The organism is Arthrobacter sp. R4-81 (assembly GCF_054792365.1).
On record NZ_CP096445.1, the window covers coordinates 1,955,926 to 1,971,351 of the forward strand.

Below are 15,426 nucleotides of genomic sequence, written 5' to 3' on the forward strand. Positions count from 1 at the left end.
TCACCAGCCTTTACTACTTCCTTAGCCGGGCAGGATGATGTTGAGCGCGTGAGCCTTGCGGGCGGTGCCTTCAACGAGTTCGCAGCTCCACTTCTCGCCCGCAGCTTTCAGCAGCTGCGCCGGGGTGGCGGGAGCGTTCCCTCTACGCGTCAGCAGGTGCCGGGCCACCTCACCACGGGTGTGCTTGGCGAAGTGGCTGACCACCTTGCGCACTCCTGCCACCTCGGTGAGGACATTGACCGCTACGGTCTGGCCGGCCGGCGGCGCCCAGGCCGCGGCGTAGGTGCTTGAGCGGCAGTCCACGAACAACTCGCCGGCTGTCAGGCCGGCCAGGGCTTCCGTAATCCTGGGCTTCCAAAAGGAAGCCAGGCGTCCGACGTCGGGAAGTGCAGTTCCCATGGACAACCGGTAGGCGGGCACCCGGTCATCGAAACGAATGGCTCCCCACAGGGCCGAGATGACCACCACAGAGTCATGCGCCTTTTTCCGTTGCGCCGGAGTGAGGGACTGGTAGCCCAGTGCGTCGTACAGCACGCCCGAGTAGACCTGGTGGGCGGGAGCTGCTGGCTCCCGGTGCAGGCGGGTGTTGCGGTCGACGTCGTCCTTGAGCGATGCCCCAACGCCCAGAAGGGCGAGGGCGTCTTCATGCGCGCTCACAGTACCGAGCGCCTCCAGTACTTCTGCCCGGTGGGTATTCAGTTCGGGGAAACTCAGCGTGGGCCAGTGGACGGCGTCGCCGCGGACGGCGGGGGTCTTGCCTTCGGAAGGGGGGAGCAGAATCAGCACCGTACGATCTTAGGGGCCGCAATGGAGGCCTCCAAAGATGACAAAGGCCAGGCAGTGGATCAGCGGTGCAGCCGCTGGAGCGGCTGCCAGTAGAATGGAACGTGGATGGGTTGACCAGGCGGCCGCGCGTCACGAAAGTGGCTCGAGGAACGTCCGGGCTCCGCAGAGCAGGGTGGTGGGTAACGCCCACTCGGGGTAACCCGCAGGCCAGTGCCACAGAAAACAGACCGCCTGCAGTTCGGTTGTGTCCGCACAGCCGGACGCGCAGGTAAGGGTGAAACGGTGGTGTAAGAGACCACCAGCTTCCCGGGTGACCGGGAAGGCTAGGTAAACCCCACCCGGAGCAAGGCCATACAGGGCGCGTTTGAGGGCTGCTCGCCCGAGTGCCCGGGTAGGCCGCTGGAGGGCGTCGGCAACGGCGTCCGTAGATGGATGGCCGCTACTCCCGTGCCGGTAACAGCACGGGAGCACAGAACCCGGCGTATCGGTCAACCCATCCACATAACGCGCCTGGTTCCCGGTAAGGGAAGGCTACGCACTCCATGTGAGTGACTTCACGCTCAGCCGAGGCAGGAAGTCAAGCCCTTCGCCTCTAGAATGGAGAGTGAACGTAGAAGTTCTGCCGCCGGATCTGCGTTTGCAGCGGCGGTTTTTCTTTGCGCTTCTCCAAGGCACCCGGGGTGGACCGAATCCCCGCTGGTGCCTGTGCCCCGGAATACCTCCGGCGGCCGACATCTTCATACGAAGACGTATGCAGTTGACCCAAGGAAGGTAGTTCTGTGAGCCAGACGTCAGATTCTTGTCTTGATACGTGGATGGGCCGGGAGGCGCTTGCTGAGGCCATGATCCCCGTGATCGGCCGGCTGTACCGCGAGAACAACGTGGTCACCAGCATCCACGGACGCAGCCTGATCAATAAGTCCACCATGAACATCCTGAAGGCACACCGGTTTGCACGCCGGATGAGCAAGGACGAACTGCTTCTCGAAGAGACAGCTCCTCTGCTGAATGTCCTGTCCCAGCTGGAACTTGGGGCTGCGGCAATCGACATCGCCCGCCTCAACCAGAAGTACAAGGTCGAGGGCAACGGCGCCACCCTTGAAGACTTCCTGCGCGACGAGCTTTCGGACATCGTGGGCAAGCGCGGCGGCGACGACCGCACCAGCACCGACGTCGTGCTCTATGGTTTTGGACGCATCGGCCGCCTCCTGGCACGCCTGCTCATCGAAAAGGCCGGTGGAGGCCATGGCCTGCGCTTGCGCGCCATCGTTGTGCGCCGCGGCTCGGACAACGACCTTGCCAAGCGGGCCAGCCTGCTTCGCCGTGATTCAGTGCACGGTTCGTTCGAAGGCACCATCCGTGTTGACGAAGTCAAGAACACCATCACGGCCAACGGTGTCCAGGTTCAGGTCATCTACTCTGACAATCCTGCCACCATCGACTACACCAGCTACGGCATCCACAACGCACTCGTGGTAGACAACACGGGCCGCTGGCGCGACGCAGAGGGCCTGTCCCAGCACCTGCAGAGCAAGGGCGTTTCCCGCGTACTGCTGACAGCCCCGGGCAAAGGCGAGCTGAAGAACATTGTTCACGGCATCAACCACGGGACCATCCTGGACTCGGACAAGATCGTCACCGCGGCATCGTGCACCACCAACGCCATCACTCCGGTCCTGAAGGCCATCAATGACAAGTACGGTGTGGTCCACGGGCACGTCGAGACAGTCCACTCCTTCACCAATGACCAGAACCTGATCGACAACTTCCACAAGGGTGACCGCCGTGGCCGTTCGGCAGCGCTTAACATGGTGATCACCGAGACCGGTGCGGCCAAGGCCGTGGCAAAGGCCCTACCCGAGCTGTTGGGCAAGCTCACCGGCAGCTCCATCCGCGTTCCCACGCCGGATGTCTCCCTCGCCATCCTGAACCTGAGCCTCGAAAACGGCACCACGAAGGAGGAAGTCAACAACTACCTCCGTGAAATGTCCCTGCACTCGGAACTGCGCAAGCAGATTGACTACATTGACTCTCCTGAAGTTGTGTCCACCGACTTCGTCGGATCCCGCCGTGCGGGCATCGTCGACGGTCTCGCGACGATTTCCAATGAAAAGAACCTCGTACTGTACGTCTGGTACGACAACGAATTCGGCTACAGCTGCCAGGTAGTCCGCGTTATGGAGGAGATGGCCGGAGTCAATCCGCCATCGTTCCCGGCCAAAGAGCCGGCCTCTGTGCTTGCGGCCATCGCCGTCTAGCATTTCGGGAGATTCCCGGCTGACACTCTGGTATCAGCCGGGAAAGGTGCCCAGAATGGTGTCATGGATACAGACTCAGCTCTCGGAGAACATGACACCACCCTTGAACATGCGCTTGACGTAGCCCGCGCCAACCATAAAGAAGCCAAACGGCTGTTGGACCAGGCCCGGGCCGCACATGCTGCCGGAGAAATCGGCGACGAGAGGATCAGGCAGCTCGAGGACCTGATGAACCTCGCCGAGGAAGACCTGCGAAGGGTGACAAGGGAGCAGTAATCGGAGGTCGCTGTACCAGGCTGGCCGTACCTTCGCCTGGCACTGTTCCTCCACACTGTGGATAGCGCCGGAATTGTCGGTGGCCTGCCCTAGGCTTTTCGAGTGCCCCACAGACTTCCGCTGAACTTAAAAAGTCCAAATACGCGAACCAGCATGGCGGGACAGCCATGACCATTCACTGGTCGGCTTACCGCCGTGCCCGACGCCGTTCCCGGCAGGCGTGGGCCGTGCTGTCCGTCCTCATTCTGGGAATCGTCTGTGTCATCGGCTGGTTCTTCACCGCTGGACAGTTCGCCATCGCGGAGCCCCGCGTCAATGGGCCTTCGGAAGCTCCGGTGCTGGACCGTGAATGGATGAGACCGGTGGTGCCCGTTCAGCCTGTTCCTGTCGGAAGCGCAGCCGGCGCTCTGGAACAGCTGCCAGTCAAGGGTCGGGCACCCAAGAACGAGTACGATCGCAGCGCGTTCGGACAGGCGTGGTTCGACGCCGACCACAACGGCTGCGACACCCGCAACGATATTCTCAGGCGCGACCTGACAGGGGAGTTGTTCGCGGAGGGTTCAGGCTGCAAGGTGGCAAGCGGCGATTTCCACGAGCCCTACACCGGATCCATGGTCTCCTTTCGCCGAGGCTCGGAGAGCAGCATGGAGGTCCAGATCGATCACGTAGTGGCCTTGGCGGATTCCTGGCAGAAAGGCGCCCAGCAGCTGACGAAGCAACAGCGGCAGAACCTGGCCAACGATCCCCTGAACCTCATCGCGGCTGACGGCCCCGCTAACCAGGAGAAAGGCGCCGGGGACGCAGCAACCTGGCTCCCCGGCAACAAGGCTTTCAGATGCCACTACGTGGCACGGCAGATCTCGGTCAAAGCGGCTTACCGGCTTTGGGTGACGCAGCCCGAGAAGGACGCAATGAAGCGGGTGCTTGATTCCTGCCCGTGGCAGCAGACCATTGTGGCGAAATGAGCCGTGTCAGTGCCCGAACGGGTCAGGGTCCACGCCGGGCATCCAGGTAAGGCCCGGCACGCCCCATCCGCTCTTCTTGGCCTGCTTCAGGGCCTTGCGGGAGTATCTGTCAATCAGGCGGTTCACGTACAGTTTGCCGTCGAGGTGATCGTATTCGTGCTGGATGACGCGTGCGAACCAGTCAGTGGCTTCGAAATCCACAGGCTTGCCGTCGCCGTCGAATCCTTGCACCCGAACCCACTCAGCGCGCTTTAGCGGATACTGCCCACCCGGGAAGGAGAGGCAGCCCTCGACTTCCTCATCCGGATCGGGCAGGGCCCCGGAGACCTTGGACAAGGTCAGGACGGGGTTCACCACCACTCCGGTCGGCGGGACATCGTCATCGTTCGCGAACTTATAGATGAAGACCCGCTTGCCGATGCCGATCTGGGGCGCTGCGAGCCCGACGCCGTTGGCTGCGTCGTTGGTTTCGAACATGTCCGCAATGAGACTGCGGAGTTCGTCGTCGAAGACGTCGACCTCGGCGGCCCGGCGGTGGAGTACCGGCTCGCCCCAGATGGTGATTGGCAGAACGGTCATCTCGGCGGATTCCTTCAGTGCAGGGGCAACAAAAACAACAAAGACCGTACCGGATTCCGGTACGGTCTTTGGCGAAAGCCGGCGAGATGCCGGTCTTCCTGAGGGTGAGCGACGGGGGTTGAACCCGCGACCTCCTGGACCACAACCAGGCGCTCTGCCAACTGAGCTACGCCCACCATGCGCCCTGTCATGCCTTCCGGTGGACCGGCTGGCTGAAAAGGCAACGTCAAATAGTTTACCTGCTGTCAGGGGGTGCTTTTGCCACTTTTGCGTGTTTTGCCAAAAAATCCCTCAAACGTGGTGCACATTACTTTTCCTGTGCTGCCGGGGAGGTGATAGCCGAGGCTGTATCGGGTGCTTCAGTGGCCGGAGTATTGCCCGCCATCACAGCCCTGGAGATCCTCTGGGCCGTGGCGCTGTCTGGTCCGGGGGCGGGAACGAAGACAGCCTCGCGGTAGTACCGGAGCTCATCGATGGAGTCCTTGATGTCGCCGAGGGCCCTGTGGCCGCCAAGCTTCGCGGGCGCCTGGAAGTAGGCGCGCGCGAACCATCGACGGGACAGCTCCTTGATTGTGCTGACGTCGATGACGCGGTAGTGCAGGTGCTCCACCACGGAAGGCATGTCCCGGACCAGGAAGACCCGGTCCGTTCCCACCGAATTCCCTCCCAGTGGTGCCTTGCGCGCATCGGGCACCCATTTCCGGATGTATTCCAGGATGGCGGTTTCGGCTTCGGCCATGGTCTTCCCATGGGGCAGCTCCTCGAGGAGGCCCGATCGGGTATGCATGTCGCGGACAAAGTCGTTCATCTGGGCAAGAGCGGAATCATCCGGCTTGATCACGACATCAACGCCGTCGCCAAGGATGTTCAGCTCGGAATCAGTCACCAGCGCGGCCACTTCAATGAGGGCATCATTGACGGGATCCAGGCCGGTCATTTCGCAGTCGATCCAGACGATGCGTTCGTTAGATATAGGCACCCGTCCAGCCTACCGTTACGCTGCCTAAGGCCCGTCCGATGCTAGGATTTTTGGGTACGCGGCCGGATCAATTACCATGCTGCGCTCAGCTATGAGCCGGTAAGCCCGCCCGGCCTTCCGGCGAACCCTGTACCACCAAACAGATTGGACCCTCCTGAGATGACGGCGCCCGTACCCGCTTCGGGGGAGCTGGCTGCCGTTAAGTCTCCCGAGCCGGCTGTGGTTGAAGTTGACAACCCGGCGTCGCCACTGCTGGCAGGTTTTGTCGGTTCCCTTTTTATGGCTTTTGGATCCGTGGGAGTGGGGTGGCTGGCCCAGGCTTCGGAGCTGTGGCGGCTGCCGCTCTTCATCTGGATGCGCACAGAGGGACTTGGAGTTGCCCTGTCCATTGTTCTGCTGGCGATCGGTGGCATGCTGCTGGTTCGCGCATGGCTTCGACTGGGACAACGCGTGAAGGTCTGGGGACCTGGCGCCCGGAAAGCCACTCTCCAGGCCGTTGCTCTGTGGGGCCTTCCGATGATGTTGTCGGTACCGCTGTTCAGCCGCGACGTCTACGCCTATATCGGCCAGGGCCGGCTCATGGTGGAGGGCTTTAATCCCTATGAGAACGGGATCTCCGCCTTGTCCAACTACTTCCAGCTGGGCGCCGACAAGATGTGGACGGAGGCACCGGTTCCCTACGGTCAACTGTTCCTCTGGATCGAACAGTTCGTGGTGTGGTCCACAAATGTCCACCCGGAGGCGAGCATCATGCTGTTCCGGCTGGTGGCACTGTGCGGCGTCATCCTGTGCATCATTTACGTCCCCAAGCTGGCCGAACTTCACGGCGTCAATCCACACCGCGCATTGTGGCTGACTGCGGCCAACCCGCTCTTCCTGACCAATTTTATTGCCAGCGTCCACAACGATGCGTTGATGATCGGACTGGCCCTGGCCGGGCTCTACTATTGCGCCACCAAGCGGATGTTCCTGGGACTGGTGCTGGTCACCTTGTCCATATCCGTCAAGCCGATCACCATAGTTTTCCTGCCCTTCATAGGGCTGCTCTGGGCAGGAAAGAACGCAGGCTGGGTGAGGAAATTCCTCTTCTGGGGACTCACCGCAGCGATCAGCCTGGGGATTCTGTATGCCCTGAGCCGTGTCAACGGTTTCGGCTTTGGCTGGATCAACGGCCTCTCCGCGCCGGGCAGCATCTGGATCTGGTACGCCCCTGTGGGTCTTTTAGGGCTGATCGTCGCGTCCATCCTGGACGCCTTCGGCCTTGACGGCTGGGCACTGGCGAAATGGGTCTACGACGCCGGCAAGGTCCTGGCGCTCGGAATAGTCGCCTGGCAGATCTTCCGTGGGGACCACGATCGCCTCATGCGGCGCCTTACGCTGGCCTTCGCCGCCATCGTTGTGCTGGCCCCGATGATCCAGTCCTGGTATGTCGTATGGCTGATCCCGCTTTTTGCCGTCACAGGCATCCGTGATGACTGGCAGGTCAAAGCGCTGTATTTCATCGTCTCGTTCTTCATGATCTACGCCATTTCGGACCAGTTGGACGTCTTTCCCTACCAGGCTGAGGATCTGGGCCTTGCTCTTGCATTGGCGCGTATTGCTGCCGCGGTCATTGCTGTGCTGTTTGCCCTGTACCTGATTTTCCTCGATCCCAGAACCAAATGGCTTTTTACCAAAATGCAGGAGCCAATCCCTACGCGCCCTATCATTTGAGCGCCCTTACACGTCCGGAGAACCAGCAATGTCCATGATCAAGAGCCCCGATGAGATCGCGCGGATGCGCGAGGCCGGGAGGGTCGTGGCCAATGCATTGGCCGCCGTGAAATCCGCTGCAGGAGTCGGCGTGGCACTCAAGGAACTGGATGAGGTGGCAGCGGCATTAATTTCCGACGCCGGGGCTGCTCCCGCTTTTCTCAATTACCATCCGCGGTGGGCAAGTGTGCCGTTTTCTGGCGTGATCTGCACCAGCGTTAATGACGCAGTGGTGCACGGCGTGCCAAACGAATACAAGCTCCAGGACGGCGACCTGCTGAGCGTTGACTGCGGAGCGTTCGTGGACGGTTGGTGCGGCGATGCGGCCATCAGTTTCGTCGTGGGTACAGCCAATCCGGAGGACATCGCGCTGATCGAGGCGACAGAGGCAGCACTGGCGCGCGGAATTGATGCCGCCAGGGTCGGCAACAAGATGGGGGACCTGGCGTATGCGATCGGCGGCGCTGCGCGGAGGGCAGGGTACGGCTTGCTGGCGGATCACGGCGGACACGGCATCGGCCGCACTATGCATGCTGATCCTGCCGTCCCCAACGAGGGCAGGCCTGGACGTGGCATCAAGCTCACCAAAGGATTGGTCATTGCCATTGAACCCATGCTGATTCTTGGGGGCAAGGATGATTACTACCACGACGACGACGAATGGACCTTGCGGTCCACCAGCGGCCGCCGCGCCGCCCACAGTGAGCACACCGTGGCCATAACCGCCGACGGCCCTGTCATCCTGACGCTTCCTTAACGCAGCTGGGCCCAGCATTCCTCTCTCGTAACCATTGCAAGGCGGTCTCCCGGTCGCACTATAGTGGTTAGCGCTAACAGCCCTCAGTCACAAAGGAACGCCATGGCACTCACAGAGCACAACATCAGCTTCGGGCCATACACGGCCATTGTGACGTCCAGGAGCGGGGCCCTGCGGGAGCTGCGCCATGAAGGCCGCGACCTGGTGATCAGCTTCGGTCCGGAAGGTGGCATTCCTGACTACCGAGGGACGATCTGTGCCCCTTGGCCCAACCGGCTTGCTGACGGTATGTACAGCTTCCACGGAATGCATTATCAGGCTGAGATCAATGAACCGGAGCGCGGAACGGCGCTCCATGGCCTTGTTATCGGCAAGATCTGGGAAGTGCGTCACGAGGGATCTTCTTCGATCAGTCTGGGCACCACGGTGACGGGCGGGCCAGCTTATCCGGGCGATCTGGACATCAGCGTCACTTATGAGCTCCAGGAAGACGGTCTGCACAGCACGGTCACTACCCGGAATACGGGAGACCAAGCCGCCCCCTATGGTGTTTGTCCCCATCCCTACCTCGTTGCAGGCCCTGCCCCCTTGGACGAATGGACACTGCAAATGCCCGCCGCTGCTTTCCTGGAAGTCACCCAGGACAGGTTGCTGCCTGTGCGGACGGTAACAGTTGAGGGGCATGACTTTGATTTCCGCAGTGAAAGGCTTTTGGGATCGGTGGAGATTGACCATGCCTTCACCGATATCGAAATGTCCTCCGGCTCTGCGTCCGTTCGCGTCTTTGATCCTTCAGGCTCGGGCGTCGAGCTCGAATGGGACCATCAGTGGCCCTGGTTGCAGATCCACACAGCTGACAAGCCCACGGGCCCATCGCGGCTCGGGCTGGCAGTGGAACCCATGACCTGCCCGCCGGATGCCTTCAACACCGGTGTGGACGTCGTCGAATTGGCCCCCGGCGCTACCCACGAGGGTGCCTGGATCATTAGGGCACTTAGCCGCTGACCTTGTCCAGCCTCACCACGGCGCGGCCCGGCGTCGTGGTGTCCACCAGCCTGAAGCCGGCGGTCAAGAACAAGGATAACGGGCCGTGATAAAGGTCGGCGGCACCGGCCTTCGGCCTTGCGGCCGGATCGATCGGGTAGCCCTCCACCATGGCGGCACCATGGGTGAAGGCGTGTTCCACGGCCGCCTGTAGTAAGGCCGCTGCAATTCCCTTGCGGCGGTGTCCGGAGGCGACGACGAAACAAGTGACTGACCATATGTCGCCAGGAACGGGAAGTTCAGCCAGACGCGGAGCCGCATCGCGCATCAGCTGCGAACGTTCGATGCGGGGATAGCAGGAGCGGGGTTCCACCGCGCACCATCCCACCGGCTTGCCCTCGAGGTAGGCCATGACTCCTGGTTCCGGTTTGGGGGAGTCGAAACGGGCGCGTAACTGACTTTTCCGCTCCTCTGGAGAGGTGTTGTTGTATTCAGAGGAAGTCAGGGTGAAAAAACGGCACCAACAGCGGGAGGCGTCACCGCGAATTCCGAACAGGGTCTCAACGTCGGGCCAAAGAGCCGGGCCAGTGGTGACCGCTGAATCCGGAACATCGTTCATCTTCGGCATGCCAAAAGGCTAGACGCCCTGCACGCCGTTGACTACGGCCTGTGTCCCGCGCTGACAGCAGCGGGAGTTGCCTCAGTGACTAATCCTGCTTCCGTTGAGATCCAGCCGCGGCTTAGGAGCCATCGTTCACAGAGCCGGGTCCATTGCCTGACGCTGGCGTCATCGGAAGCCAAGCCCAAACCATGGCGGCCGTGCGGAAACACATGCAGCTCCGTGGGTACGCCGGCCCTGGTCAGGGCTGAGACGTAGCCCAGACTGTGTTCGGCATCCACTGCCGCGTCATCTGCCGTGTGCCAGGCGAACGTGGGGGGTACGGTTGGGGTGACATTCAGCTCTGCTGACAGGTCTATGAGGGAAGGGGCGGAGGGGGAGACGCCCAACAGATTATCCACGCATCCTTGATGCACGGCGGACGTGAACGAAACCACTGGATAGCAGAGGACGGCGAGATCAGGCACAGACGTATCGGTGTCCAGTGAGGCGTCTCCGGTTGCAACGGAGGTGGACAGTGTCGCGGCTACATGGCCCCCGGCAGAAAAGCCCAGAACCCCGACCCTTTCCGCATCCACCGGCAAACCATGTGTGCCTGAGCGGATCCATTGCACTGCACGTTTGGCGTCTATCAGGGGAGCCGGGTGCCGGTGCGGTGCAACTCGGTACCGCAGCACAAAGGCGTGCACACCCAAGGAAGCGAGCCAGCGGGCAACTGGTTCTGCCTCGTGTTCTGCATGATGGGCATAACCGCCGCCTGGGAGCACCAGCATGGCCGGCAGGGCATGAGCTGCCGGAGTGTCCGCAGCCACTACTGTCATTCCTTCCGGCGTGGAGAAAGCCTGGGCTACGGGGTCCATTGCGTGCTCCGACGAAGCTTGACCTCGCCGGTAACCGCTGGCCCCTGACCGTCACCAAGGTGGGCTGCGCCAGTACTTCCTGGCTGGTGCCCCGACTCGTCCGCCGTCTTTGATCTGGCCAAAGTTTCCTTCCGGCTGTGACCGGCGGTGCTCATGGTTGCCAGGCGGCCGATTTCTTCCAAAGGTAGCCGGACCGTGGAGAGTGCGGGACGGAAATCCCTGAGGGTCTCAATGTCGTCGAACCCTGCGACAAGGGTGTCACGGGGAATGCGCAAACCCTCCTCCCGCAATGCAGCAACGACACCTATGGCCATGACATCGTTGGCAGCGAAGATACAAAGCCTGGATTTCTTTGTGTCAGCGGGATCTGCGCCGTCCTGTGCTTCCTGGGAGGAGCGGATGCGATCGGCCAACTGGCCTCCGGCGTCATACCCCCCGGCCCGGTTGAAGGATGTGTTCACAACCTCGGCGGGGGCGCGGCCTGCATTGGCAAGCCCCTTCTGGAAACCGCGAATGCGGTCATCCGAGGTAACGAGTCCCTCCGGGCCACCGACTATTACAAACTCGCCGGTGTGGAGTTTGGCAAGTTGGCCGGCAAGCTCTGAGGCAAGCTGCTCATTGGGAAGCTCCACGAGGTGATAGCCCTCGGATCTCCCCGCCCCGACAATTGCCTGACCGACAATTCCCACATGACCGCCGTTGCGGCAATACCTGTCCAGCTCGGCGGCCAGTTCGCTGTTGGCCTTCTGGTCCTCCGGCCGCGAGGACCGGGAACCGGCTATGACGATCGCATCGGCCCGACGGGCAGCAAAAGCAGCGACGGCCTCCTTTTCGTCTGCCGGAGTTCCTCCAGTGGTTGCAAGAAGCACCATCTTGTTCTGGGTCTTGGCTACGCTTTGGACCCCTCGCGCGATGGCGGAAAAGTAAGGATCTGCAATGTCGTGGACGATGAGTCCGATGAGTCCGGAACTCGACTTCGCCAACGCCTGGGCTTGTGCATTGGGAATGTAGCCCAGCTCCTCAGCGGCCTGACGCACACGTTCGGAAACGCCAGGTCCCGGTTTACGGTCGGATCCGTTGAGCACCCTTGAGGCTGTGGCTGGTGACACGCCAGCCAGGCGCGCCACCTCGGTCAGGGTACTTGCTGCCACGGGGAAATCTCCTGTTCGGCAAAACTTCTGCGTTTTCCACATTATGACAGGTGTGAGGACTTTCAGGAAAGCGCTTGCCAAGTCTGGCTGGAAAGGGCATCATGAATGAAACGGGAATGCGCTTTCCCACCACTACTGCGTTACAGCAATGAGCTGTGGAGGACACATGGGCTACGAAACAAAGACGATCCGCATCGCCATGAACGGCATCACCGGCCGGATGGGATACCGGCAGCACTTGCTCCGTTCCATCCTGCCTATCCGGGACGCCGGGGGATTCACTCTTGAAGATGGCACCAAGGTCCAGGTCGAACCCATCCTGGTAGGCCGAAACGAAGCCAAAATCCGTGAACTTGCCGAGCTCCACAAAGTAGCTGAGTGGAGCACCGATCTGGACGCCGTCATCAATGACCCCACTGTGGACGTTGTCTTCGATGCCTCCATGACCAGCCTGCGTGCTGCCACCCTGAAAAAGGCCATGCGGGCCGGCAAGCACATTTTCACTGAGAAGCCCACGGCCGAGACGCTTGAGGAAGCCATCGAACTGGCACGCATCGGCAGGGAATCCGGCGTTACCGCCGGCGTTGTCCATGACAAGCTCTACCTGCCCGGTCTCGTTAAGCTCCGCCGCCTTGTGGATGAAGGCTTCTTTGGACGCATCCTCTCTATCAGAGGCGAATTCGGATACTGGGTCTTCGAAGGCGACGTCCAGGCTGCGCAGCGGCCTTCCTGGAACTACCGAAAAGAGGACGGCGGCGGAATGACCACCGATATGTTCTGTCACTGGAACTACGTTCTTGAGGGCATCATCGGCAAGGTTAAGAGCGTCAGCGCCAAGACAGCTACCCACATCCCCACCCGCTGGGACGAGTCGGGCAAGGAGTACAAGGCCACCGCAGACGACGCCTCGTACGGCATTTTCGAACTGGAAACGCCTGGTGGCGATGAAGTAATCGGCCAGATCAACTCATCCTGGGCCGTGCGGGTTTACCGCGATGAGCTCGTGGAGTTCCAGATCGACGGAACGCACGGCTCAGCAGTCGCAGGCCTGAACAAGTGTGTTGCCCAGCAGCGTGCGCACACTCCGAAGCCTGTCTGGAACCCGGACCTCCCCGTGACGGAATCCTTCCGCAGCCAGTGGCAGGAAGTTCCGGCAAATGCCGACCTGGACAACGGCTTCAAGCTGCAGTGGGAAGAGTTCCTGCGTGATGTCGTCGCTGGACGGGAGCACCGCTTCGGCCTCCTTTCCGCTGCCCGTGGCGTGCAGCTCGCCGAGCTGGGTCTGCAGTCCTCGGACGAACGTCGCACCATCGACATCCCGGAGATCACCCTCTGATGACTTCCCTGATCCTTCCCACTTCCGACGGCGGAACGCGCGGGTACCGCCTCCAATCGGCTCCTTCCTGGCCTAAGCCGACAGCTCCGCTGACGTCGCGCAGGGCTTACGCTGCAGCCCATGTCATTCCGGAAGTAACGGCCGACAATACCCCCGGCGCGCCTGCCCGCCTCGACTGGGAAGCCACGCTGGCCTACCGCCACGAGCTGTGGTCCTATGGCCTTGGCGTTGCCGATGCCATGGATACGGCGCAACGGGGTATGGGCCTGGACTGGGCAGCGACCCAGCAGCTCATCAAGCGCAGTGGTGCCGAAGCGGCGTCGGTCGTGGCAAGCGGAAACGCAGCCACCGCTGGAAAGTCCGTTCGTGATCTCGTTTCATGCGGCGCCGGCACAGATCAACTGGATCTGGATTCGCTGCTCCCCGGCCCGGAGGGCGTCCAGGCTGTCCTCAACGCCTACCGTGAGCAGATCGCCGTCGTCAGCGAAGCAGGACCTAAAGTCATCCTGATGGCTTCCCGTGCCTTGGCCAAGGTGGCCTCGGGTCCTGATGACTACCTCCACGTGTACGCAACCCTCCTTGCAGAAGTGGACCGGCCAGTTATCCTGCACTGGTTGGGCACCATGTTCGATCCCGCCCTGGCGGGATACTGGGGATCGAATGACGTCGCTCAGGCCACTGAAACCTTCCTGGGCCTTATTCGGGAGCACGCGGACAAGGTGGACGGGGTAAAGGTCTCGCTCCTCGACGCCGGCCATGAAGTGGCCCTGCGTGCGTCGCTGCCTGAAGGAGTCCGCCTCTACACCGGAGACGACTTCAACTACCCTGAGCTCATCCACGGTGATGGCAGCAGCCACTCAGATGCCTTGCTGGGAATTTTCGCCGCCATCTATCCTGCGGCATCGGCCGCCTTGCAGAGCTACGACGCGGGAGATGCGGAGAAGGCCCGGGCCATCCTGGACTCCACCCGGGAGTTGGGCAAGCACATCTTCAGTGCTCCGACTTTCTATTACAAGACCGGTATCGCCTTCATGTCCTGGCTGAACGGCAAGCAGCCTGGTTTCCAAATGGTGGGCGGACTGCATTCGGGTCGTTCCGTGGTCCATCTGGCCCAGACGTTCGAACTCGCTGACCAGGCCGGCCTTTTGAAGGATCCTGCCCTCGCAGCTTTCCGGATGTCCGACTACCTGAGGATCAACGGGGTGGGAGTATGAGCGACTTCTCGAGGCTTTCACTGAACAGTGCCACCACCAAGAAGTGGACGCTGGCCGAGGCTGTGGAGGGTTGTGCCCGGGCCGGAATCCCGGCGATCGGCCCGTGGCGGGACCGCGTTGCCGAGGCAGGGCTGGAAAAATCGGCCAAGCTGATCAAAGACGCCGGGCTGCGGGTTTCATCGCTCTGCCGTGGAGGGTTCCTGACTGCACCGGATGCAGAGGGACAAGCCGCAGCGTTGGCGGATAACCGTGCCGCCATATTGGAGGCAGTTGCCCTGGACACCAGGGAGCTTTTCCTCGTGGTTGGTGGGCTGGCCCCGGGGGAGAAGGATGTTGTGGCCGCCCGCCAGCGTGTGGCCGACCGTTTGGAGGACCTGGTGCCTTTCGCCGTCGAGCACGGCGTTCGGCTCGTGTTGGAGCCTCTTCACCCCATGTACGCCGCGGACCGCGCACTCATCTCCACCCTTGGCCAGGCACTCGATCTTGCGGCACCGTACGGGACGGACGCTGTCGGTGTCGCCGTCGACACTTTCCATGTGTGGTGGGATCCGGAGCTGCATATGCAGATCAAGCGGGCGGGCAGGGAGAACCGCATCGCTTCTTATCAGGTGTGCGACTTCAACCTGCCCATCGCCGCGGACGCCCTGTTGTCCAGGGGCATGATGGGCGACGGCGTCATTGACTTTGCGACTATCGGCACCTGGGTCAGGGATGCCGGTTACACCGGAGACATCGAAGTCGAAATTTTTAATCAGGAGATCTGGGACGCCGATGGTGACAGCGTCCTGGCTTCCATGAAGCAGCGGTACGCGGAGCTTGTTCTCCCGTACGCCTGAGTGGCCTGAGTCAGACTGCGGGCCCTTGCTTCGTCACGGCAAGGGTCCGCACCCCACGAAACGGTCCTGCATCG

15 protein-coding genes, 1 tRNA gene and 1 other RNA gene are annotated in these 15,426 nt (G+C 61.6%); 10 read left to right on the top strand and 7 right to left on the bottom strand.

Translation table 11 applies throughout. The features are described from left to right. Positions 1-21: 21 nt before the first annotated feature. Positions 22-786, bottom strand: coding sequence for a YaaA family protein (locus M1E05_RS09195; RefSeq protein WP_458111166.1), 765 nt, complete (start codon positions 784-786; stop codon positions 22-24). Between the two features lie 106 nt (positions 787-892). Between M1E05_RS09195 and rnpB the strand changes: the two genes are divergently transcribed. From rnpB to M1E05_RS09215, 4 genes are all read left to right on the top strand, one after another. Next, positions 893-1,286: RNase P RNA component class A (gene rnpB / locus M1E05_RS09200), an RNA gene on the top strand. 315 nt (positions 1,287-1,601) lie between these two features. Next, positions 1,602-3,044 carry a glyceraldehyde-3-phosphate dehydrogenase gene (locus M1E05_RS09205; protein ID WP_461165219.1) on the top strand — a complete coding sequence of 481 codons (1,443 nt, stop codon included), beginning with the start codon at positions 1,602-1,604 and terminating at the stop codon, positions 3,042-3,044. Positions 3,045-3,107: 63 nt separating this feature from the next. After that, a complete protein-coding gene (locus M1E05_RS09210; protein ID WP_458111165.1) occupies positions 3,108-3,320 on the top strand; it encodes a hypothetical protein in 213 nt (70 codons plus the stop codon). Between the two features lie 167 nt (positions 3,321-3,487). After that, positions 3,488-4,285: an HNH endonuclease family protein gene (locus tag M1E05_RS09215; protein ID WP_461165062.1), complete on the top strand. Its 798-nt coding sequence runs from the start codon at positions 3,488-3,490 to the stop codon at positions 4,283-4,285. A gap of 6 nt (positions 4,286-4,291) precedes the next feature. On the opposite strand, the gene def is transcribed toward M1E05_RS09215, so the two are convergent. The 3 genes from def to orn all read right to left on the bottom strand — a co-directional run bounded on the left by def (position 4,292) and on the right by orn (position 5,801). Further along, complete coding sequence (gene def / locus M1E05_RS09220) at positions 4,292-4,864, bottom strand: peptide deformylase (RefSeq protein WP_458111163.1); 573 nt, start codon at positions 4,862-4,864, stop codon at positions 4,292-4,294. A gap of 103 nt (positions 4,865-4,967) precedes the next feature. Further along, positions 4,968-5,040, bottom strand: a tRNA-His gene (locus M1E05_RS09225). 131 nt (positions 5,041-5,171) lie between these two features. Beyond that, positions 5,172-5,801 (bottom strand): oligoribonuclease, encoded by a 630-nt coding sequence (orn, locus tag M1E05_RS09230; protein ID WP_461165220.1) that lies wholly within the window; start codon positions 5,799-5,801, stop codon positions 5,172-5,174. 201 nt (positions 5,802-6,002) lie between these two features. On the opposite strand from orn, the gene mptB reads away from it, so the two are divergent. From mptB to M1E05_RS09245, 3 genes are all read left to right on the top strand, one after another. Next, entirely contained in the window at positions 6,003-7,556 is a 1,554-nt protein-coding gene (mptB, locus tag M1E05_RS09235) for a polyprenol phosphomannose-dependent alpha 1,6 mannosyltransferase MptB (RefSeq protein WP_461165063.1), read from the top strand. Between the two features lie 28 nt (positions 7,557-7,584). Next, entirely contained in the window at positions 7,585-8,352 is a 768-nt protein-coding gene (map, locus tag M1E05_RS09240) for a type I methionyl aminopeptidase (protein WP_458111161.1), read from the top strand. Positions 8,353-8,454: 102 nt separating this feature from the next. Then, on the top strand, positions 8,455-9,357 hold the full coding sequence (locus M1E05_RS09245; RefSeq protein ID WP_461165064.1) for an aldose 1-epimerase family protein: 903 nt from the start codon (positions 8,455-8,457) through the stop codon (positions 9,355-9,357). Here M1E05_RS09245 and M1E05_RS09250 read toward each other — a convergent pair. From M1E05_RS09250 to M1E05_RS09260, 3 genes are read right to left on the bottom strand one after another with little or no spacing between them, the layout of a single operon-like run. Continuing rightward, positions 9,347-9,964: a GNAT family N-acetyltransferase gene (locus M1E05_RS09250; protein ID WP_461165065.1), complete on the bottom strand. Its 618-nt coding sequence runs from the start codon at positions 9,962-9,964 to the stop codon at positions 9,347-9,349. The two genes, M1E05_RS09245 and M1E05_RS09250, sit on opposite strands and share 11 nt — an antisense overlap. A gap of 32 nt (positions 9,965-9,996) precedes the next feature. Further along, the gene (locus M1E05_RS09255) at positions 9,997-10,815 is read right to left on the bottom strand and encodes an alpha/beta hydrolase (RefSeq protein WP_461165066.1); all 819 of its coding nucleotides are present in this window, start codon (positions 10,813-10,815) and stop codon (positions 9,997-9,999) included. Beyond that, positions 10,803-11,966 (bottom strand): LacI family DNA-binding transcriptional regulator, encoded by a 1,164-nt coding sequence (locus M1E05_RS09260; protein ID WP_461165067.1) that lies wholly within the window; start codon positions 11,964-11,966, stop codon positions 10,803-10,805. Before M1E05_RS09260 ends, M1E05_RS09255 begins: the two co-directional genes overlap by 13 nt. Before the next feature lie 166 nt (positions 11,967-12,132). On the opposite strand from M1E05_RS09260, the gene M1E05_RS09265 reads away from it, so the two are divergent. From M1E05_RS09265 to M1E05_RS09275, 3 genes are read left to right on the top strand one after another with little or no spacing between them, the layout of a single operon-like run. Continuing rightward, a complete protein-coding gene (locus tag M1E05_RS09265; protein ID WP_461165068.1) occupies positions 12,133-13,302 on the top strand; it encodes a Gfo/Idh/MocA family protein in 1,170 nt (389 codons plus the stop codon). Next, positions 13,302-14,516 (top strand): dihydrodipicolinate synthase family protein, encoded by a 1,215-nt coding sequence (locus M1E05_RS09270; protein WP_461165069.1) that lies wholly within the window; start codon positions 13,302-13,304, stop codon positions 14,514-14,516. Before M1E05_RS09265 ends, M1E05_RS09270 begins: the two co-directional genes overlap by 1 nt. Beyond that, positions 14,513-15,352, top strand: a complete 840-nt coding sequence (locus M1E05_RS09275) for a sugar phosphate isomerase/epimerase family protein (RefSeq protein ID WP_461165070.1) — start codon at positions 14,513-14,515, stop codon at positions 15,350-15,352. Before M1E05_RS09270 ends, M1E05_RS09275 begins: the two co-directional genes overlap by 4 nt. The last annotated feature ends 74 nt before the right edge of the window (positions 15,353-15,426 follow it).

Bases quoted from the DNA above. Each gene is read 5' to 3' on its own strand.
- M1E05_RS09205 (WP_461165219.1), top strand. From the start codon at position 1,602: ATGGGCCGGGAGGCGCTTGCTGAGGCCATGATCCCCGTGATCGGCCGG.
- M1E05_RS09210 (WP_458111165.1), top strand. From the start codon at position 3,108: ATGGATACAGACTCAGCTCTCGGAGAACATGACACCACCCTTGAACAT.
- M1E05_RS09215 (WP_461165062.1), top strand. From the start codon at position 3,488: ATGACCATTCACTGGTCGGCTTACCGCCGTGCCCGACGCCGTTCCCGG.
- def (WP_458111163.1), bottom strand. From the start codon at position 4,864: ATGACCGTTCTGCCAATCACCATCTGGGGCGAGCCGGTACTCCACCGC.
- orn (WP_461165220.1), bottom strand. From the start codon at position 5,801: ATGACCGGCCTGGATCCCGTCAATGATGCCCTCATTGAAGTGGCCGCG.
- mptB (WP_461165063.1), top strand. From the start codon at position 6,003: ATGACGGCGCCCGTACCCGCTTCGGGGGAGCTGGCTGCCGTTAAGTCT.
- map (WP_458111161.1), top strand. From the start codon at position 7,585: ATGTCCATGATCAAGAGCCCCGATGAGATCGCGCGGATGCGCGAGGCC.
- M1E05_RS09245 (WP_461165064.1), top strand. From the start codon at position 8,455: ATGGCACTCACAGAGCACAACATCAGCTTCGGGCCATACACGGCCATT.
- M1E05_RS09250 (WP_461165065.1), bottom strand. From the start codon at position 9,964: ATGCCGAAGATGAACGATGTTCCGGATTCAGCGGTCACCACTGGCCCG.
- M1E05_RS09255 (WP_461165066.1), bottom strand. From the start codon at position 10,815: ATGGACCCCGTAGCCCAGGCTTTCTCCACGCCGGAAGGAATGACAGTA.
- M1E05_RS09265 (WP_461165068.1), top strand. From the start codon at position 12,133: ATGGGCTACGAAACAAAGACGATCCGCATCGCCATGAACGGCATCACC.
- M1E05_RS09270 (WP_461165069.1), top strand. From the start codon at position 13,302: ATGACTTCCCTGATCCTTCCCACTTCCGACGGCGGAACGCGCGGGTAC.
- M1E05_RS09275 (WP_461165070.1), top strand. From the start codon at position 14,513: ATGAGCGACTTCTCGAGGCTTTCACTGAACAGTGCCACCACCAAGAAG.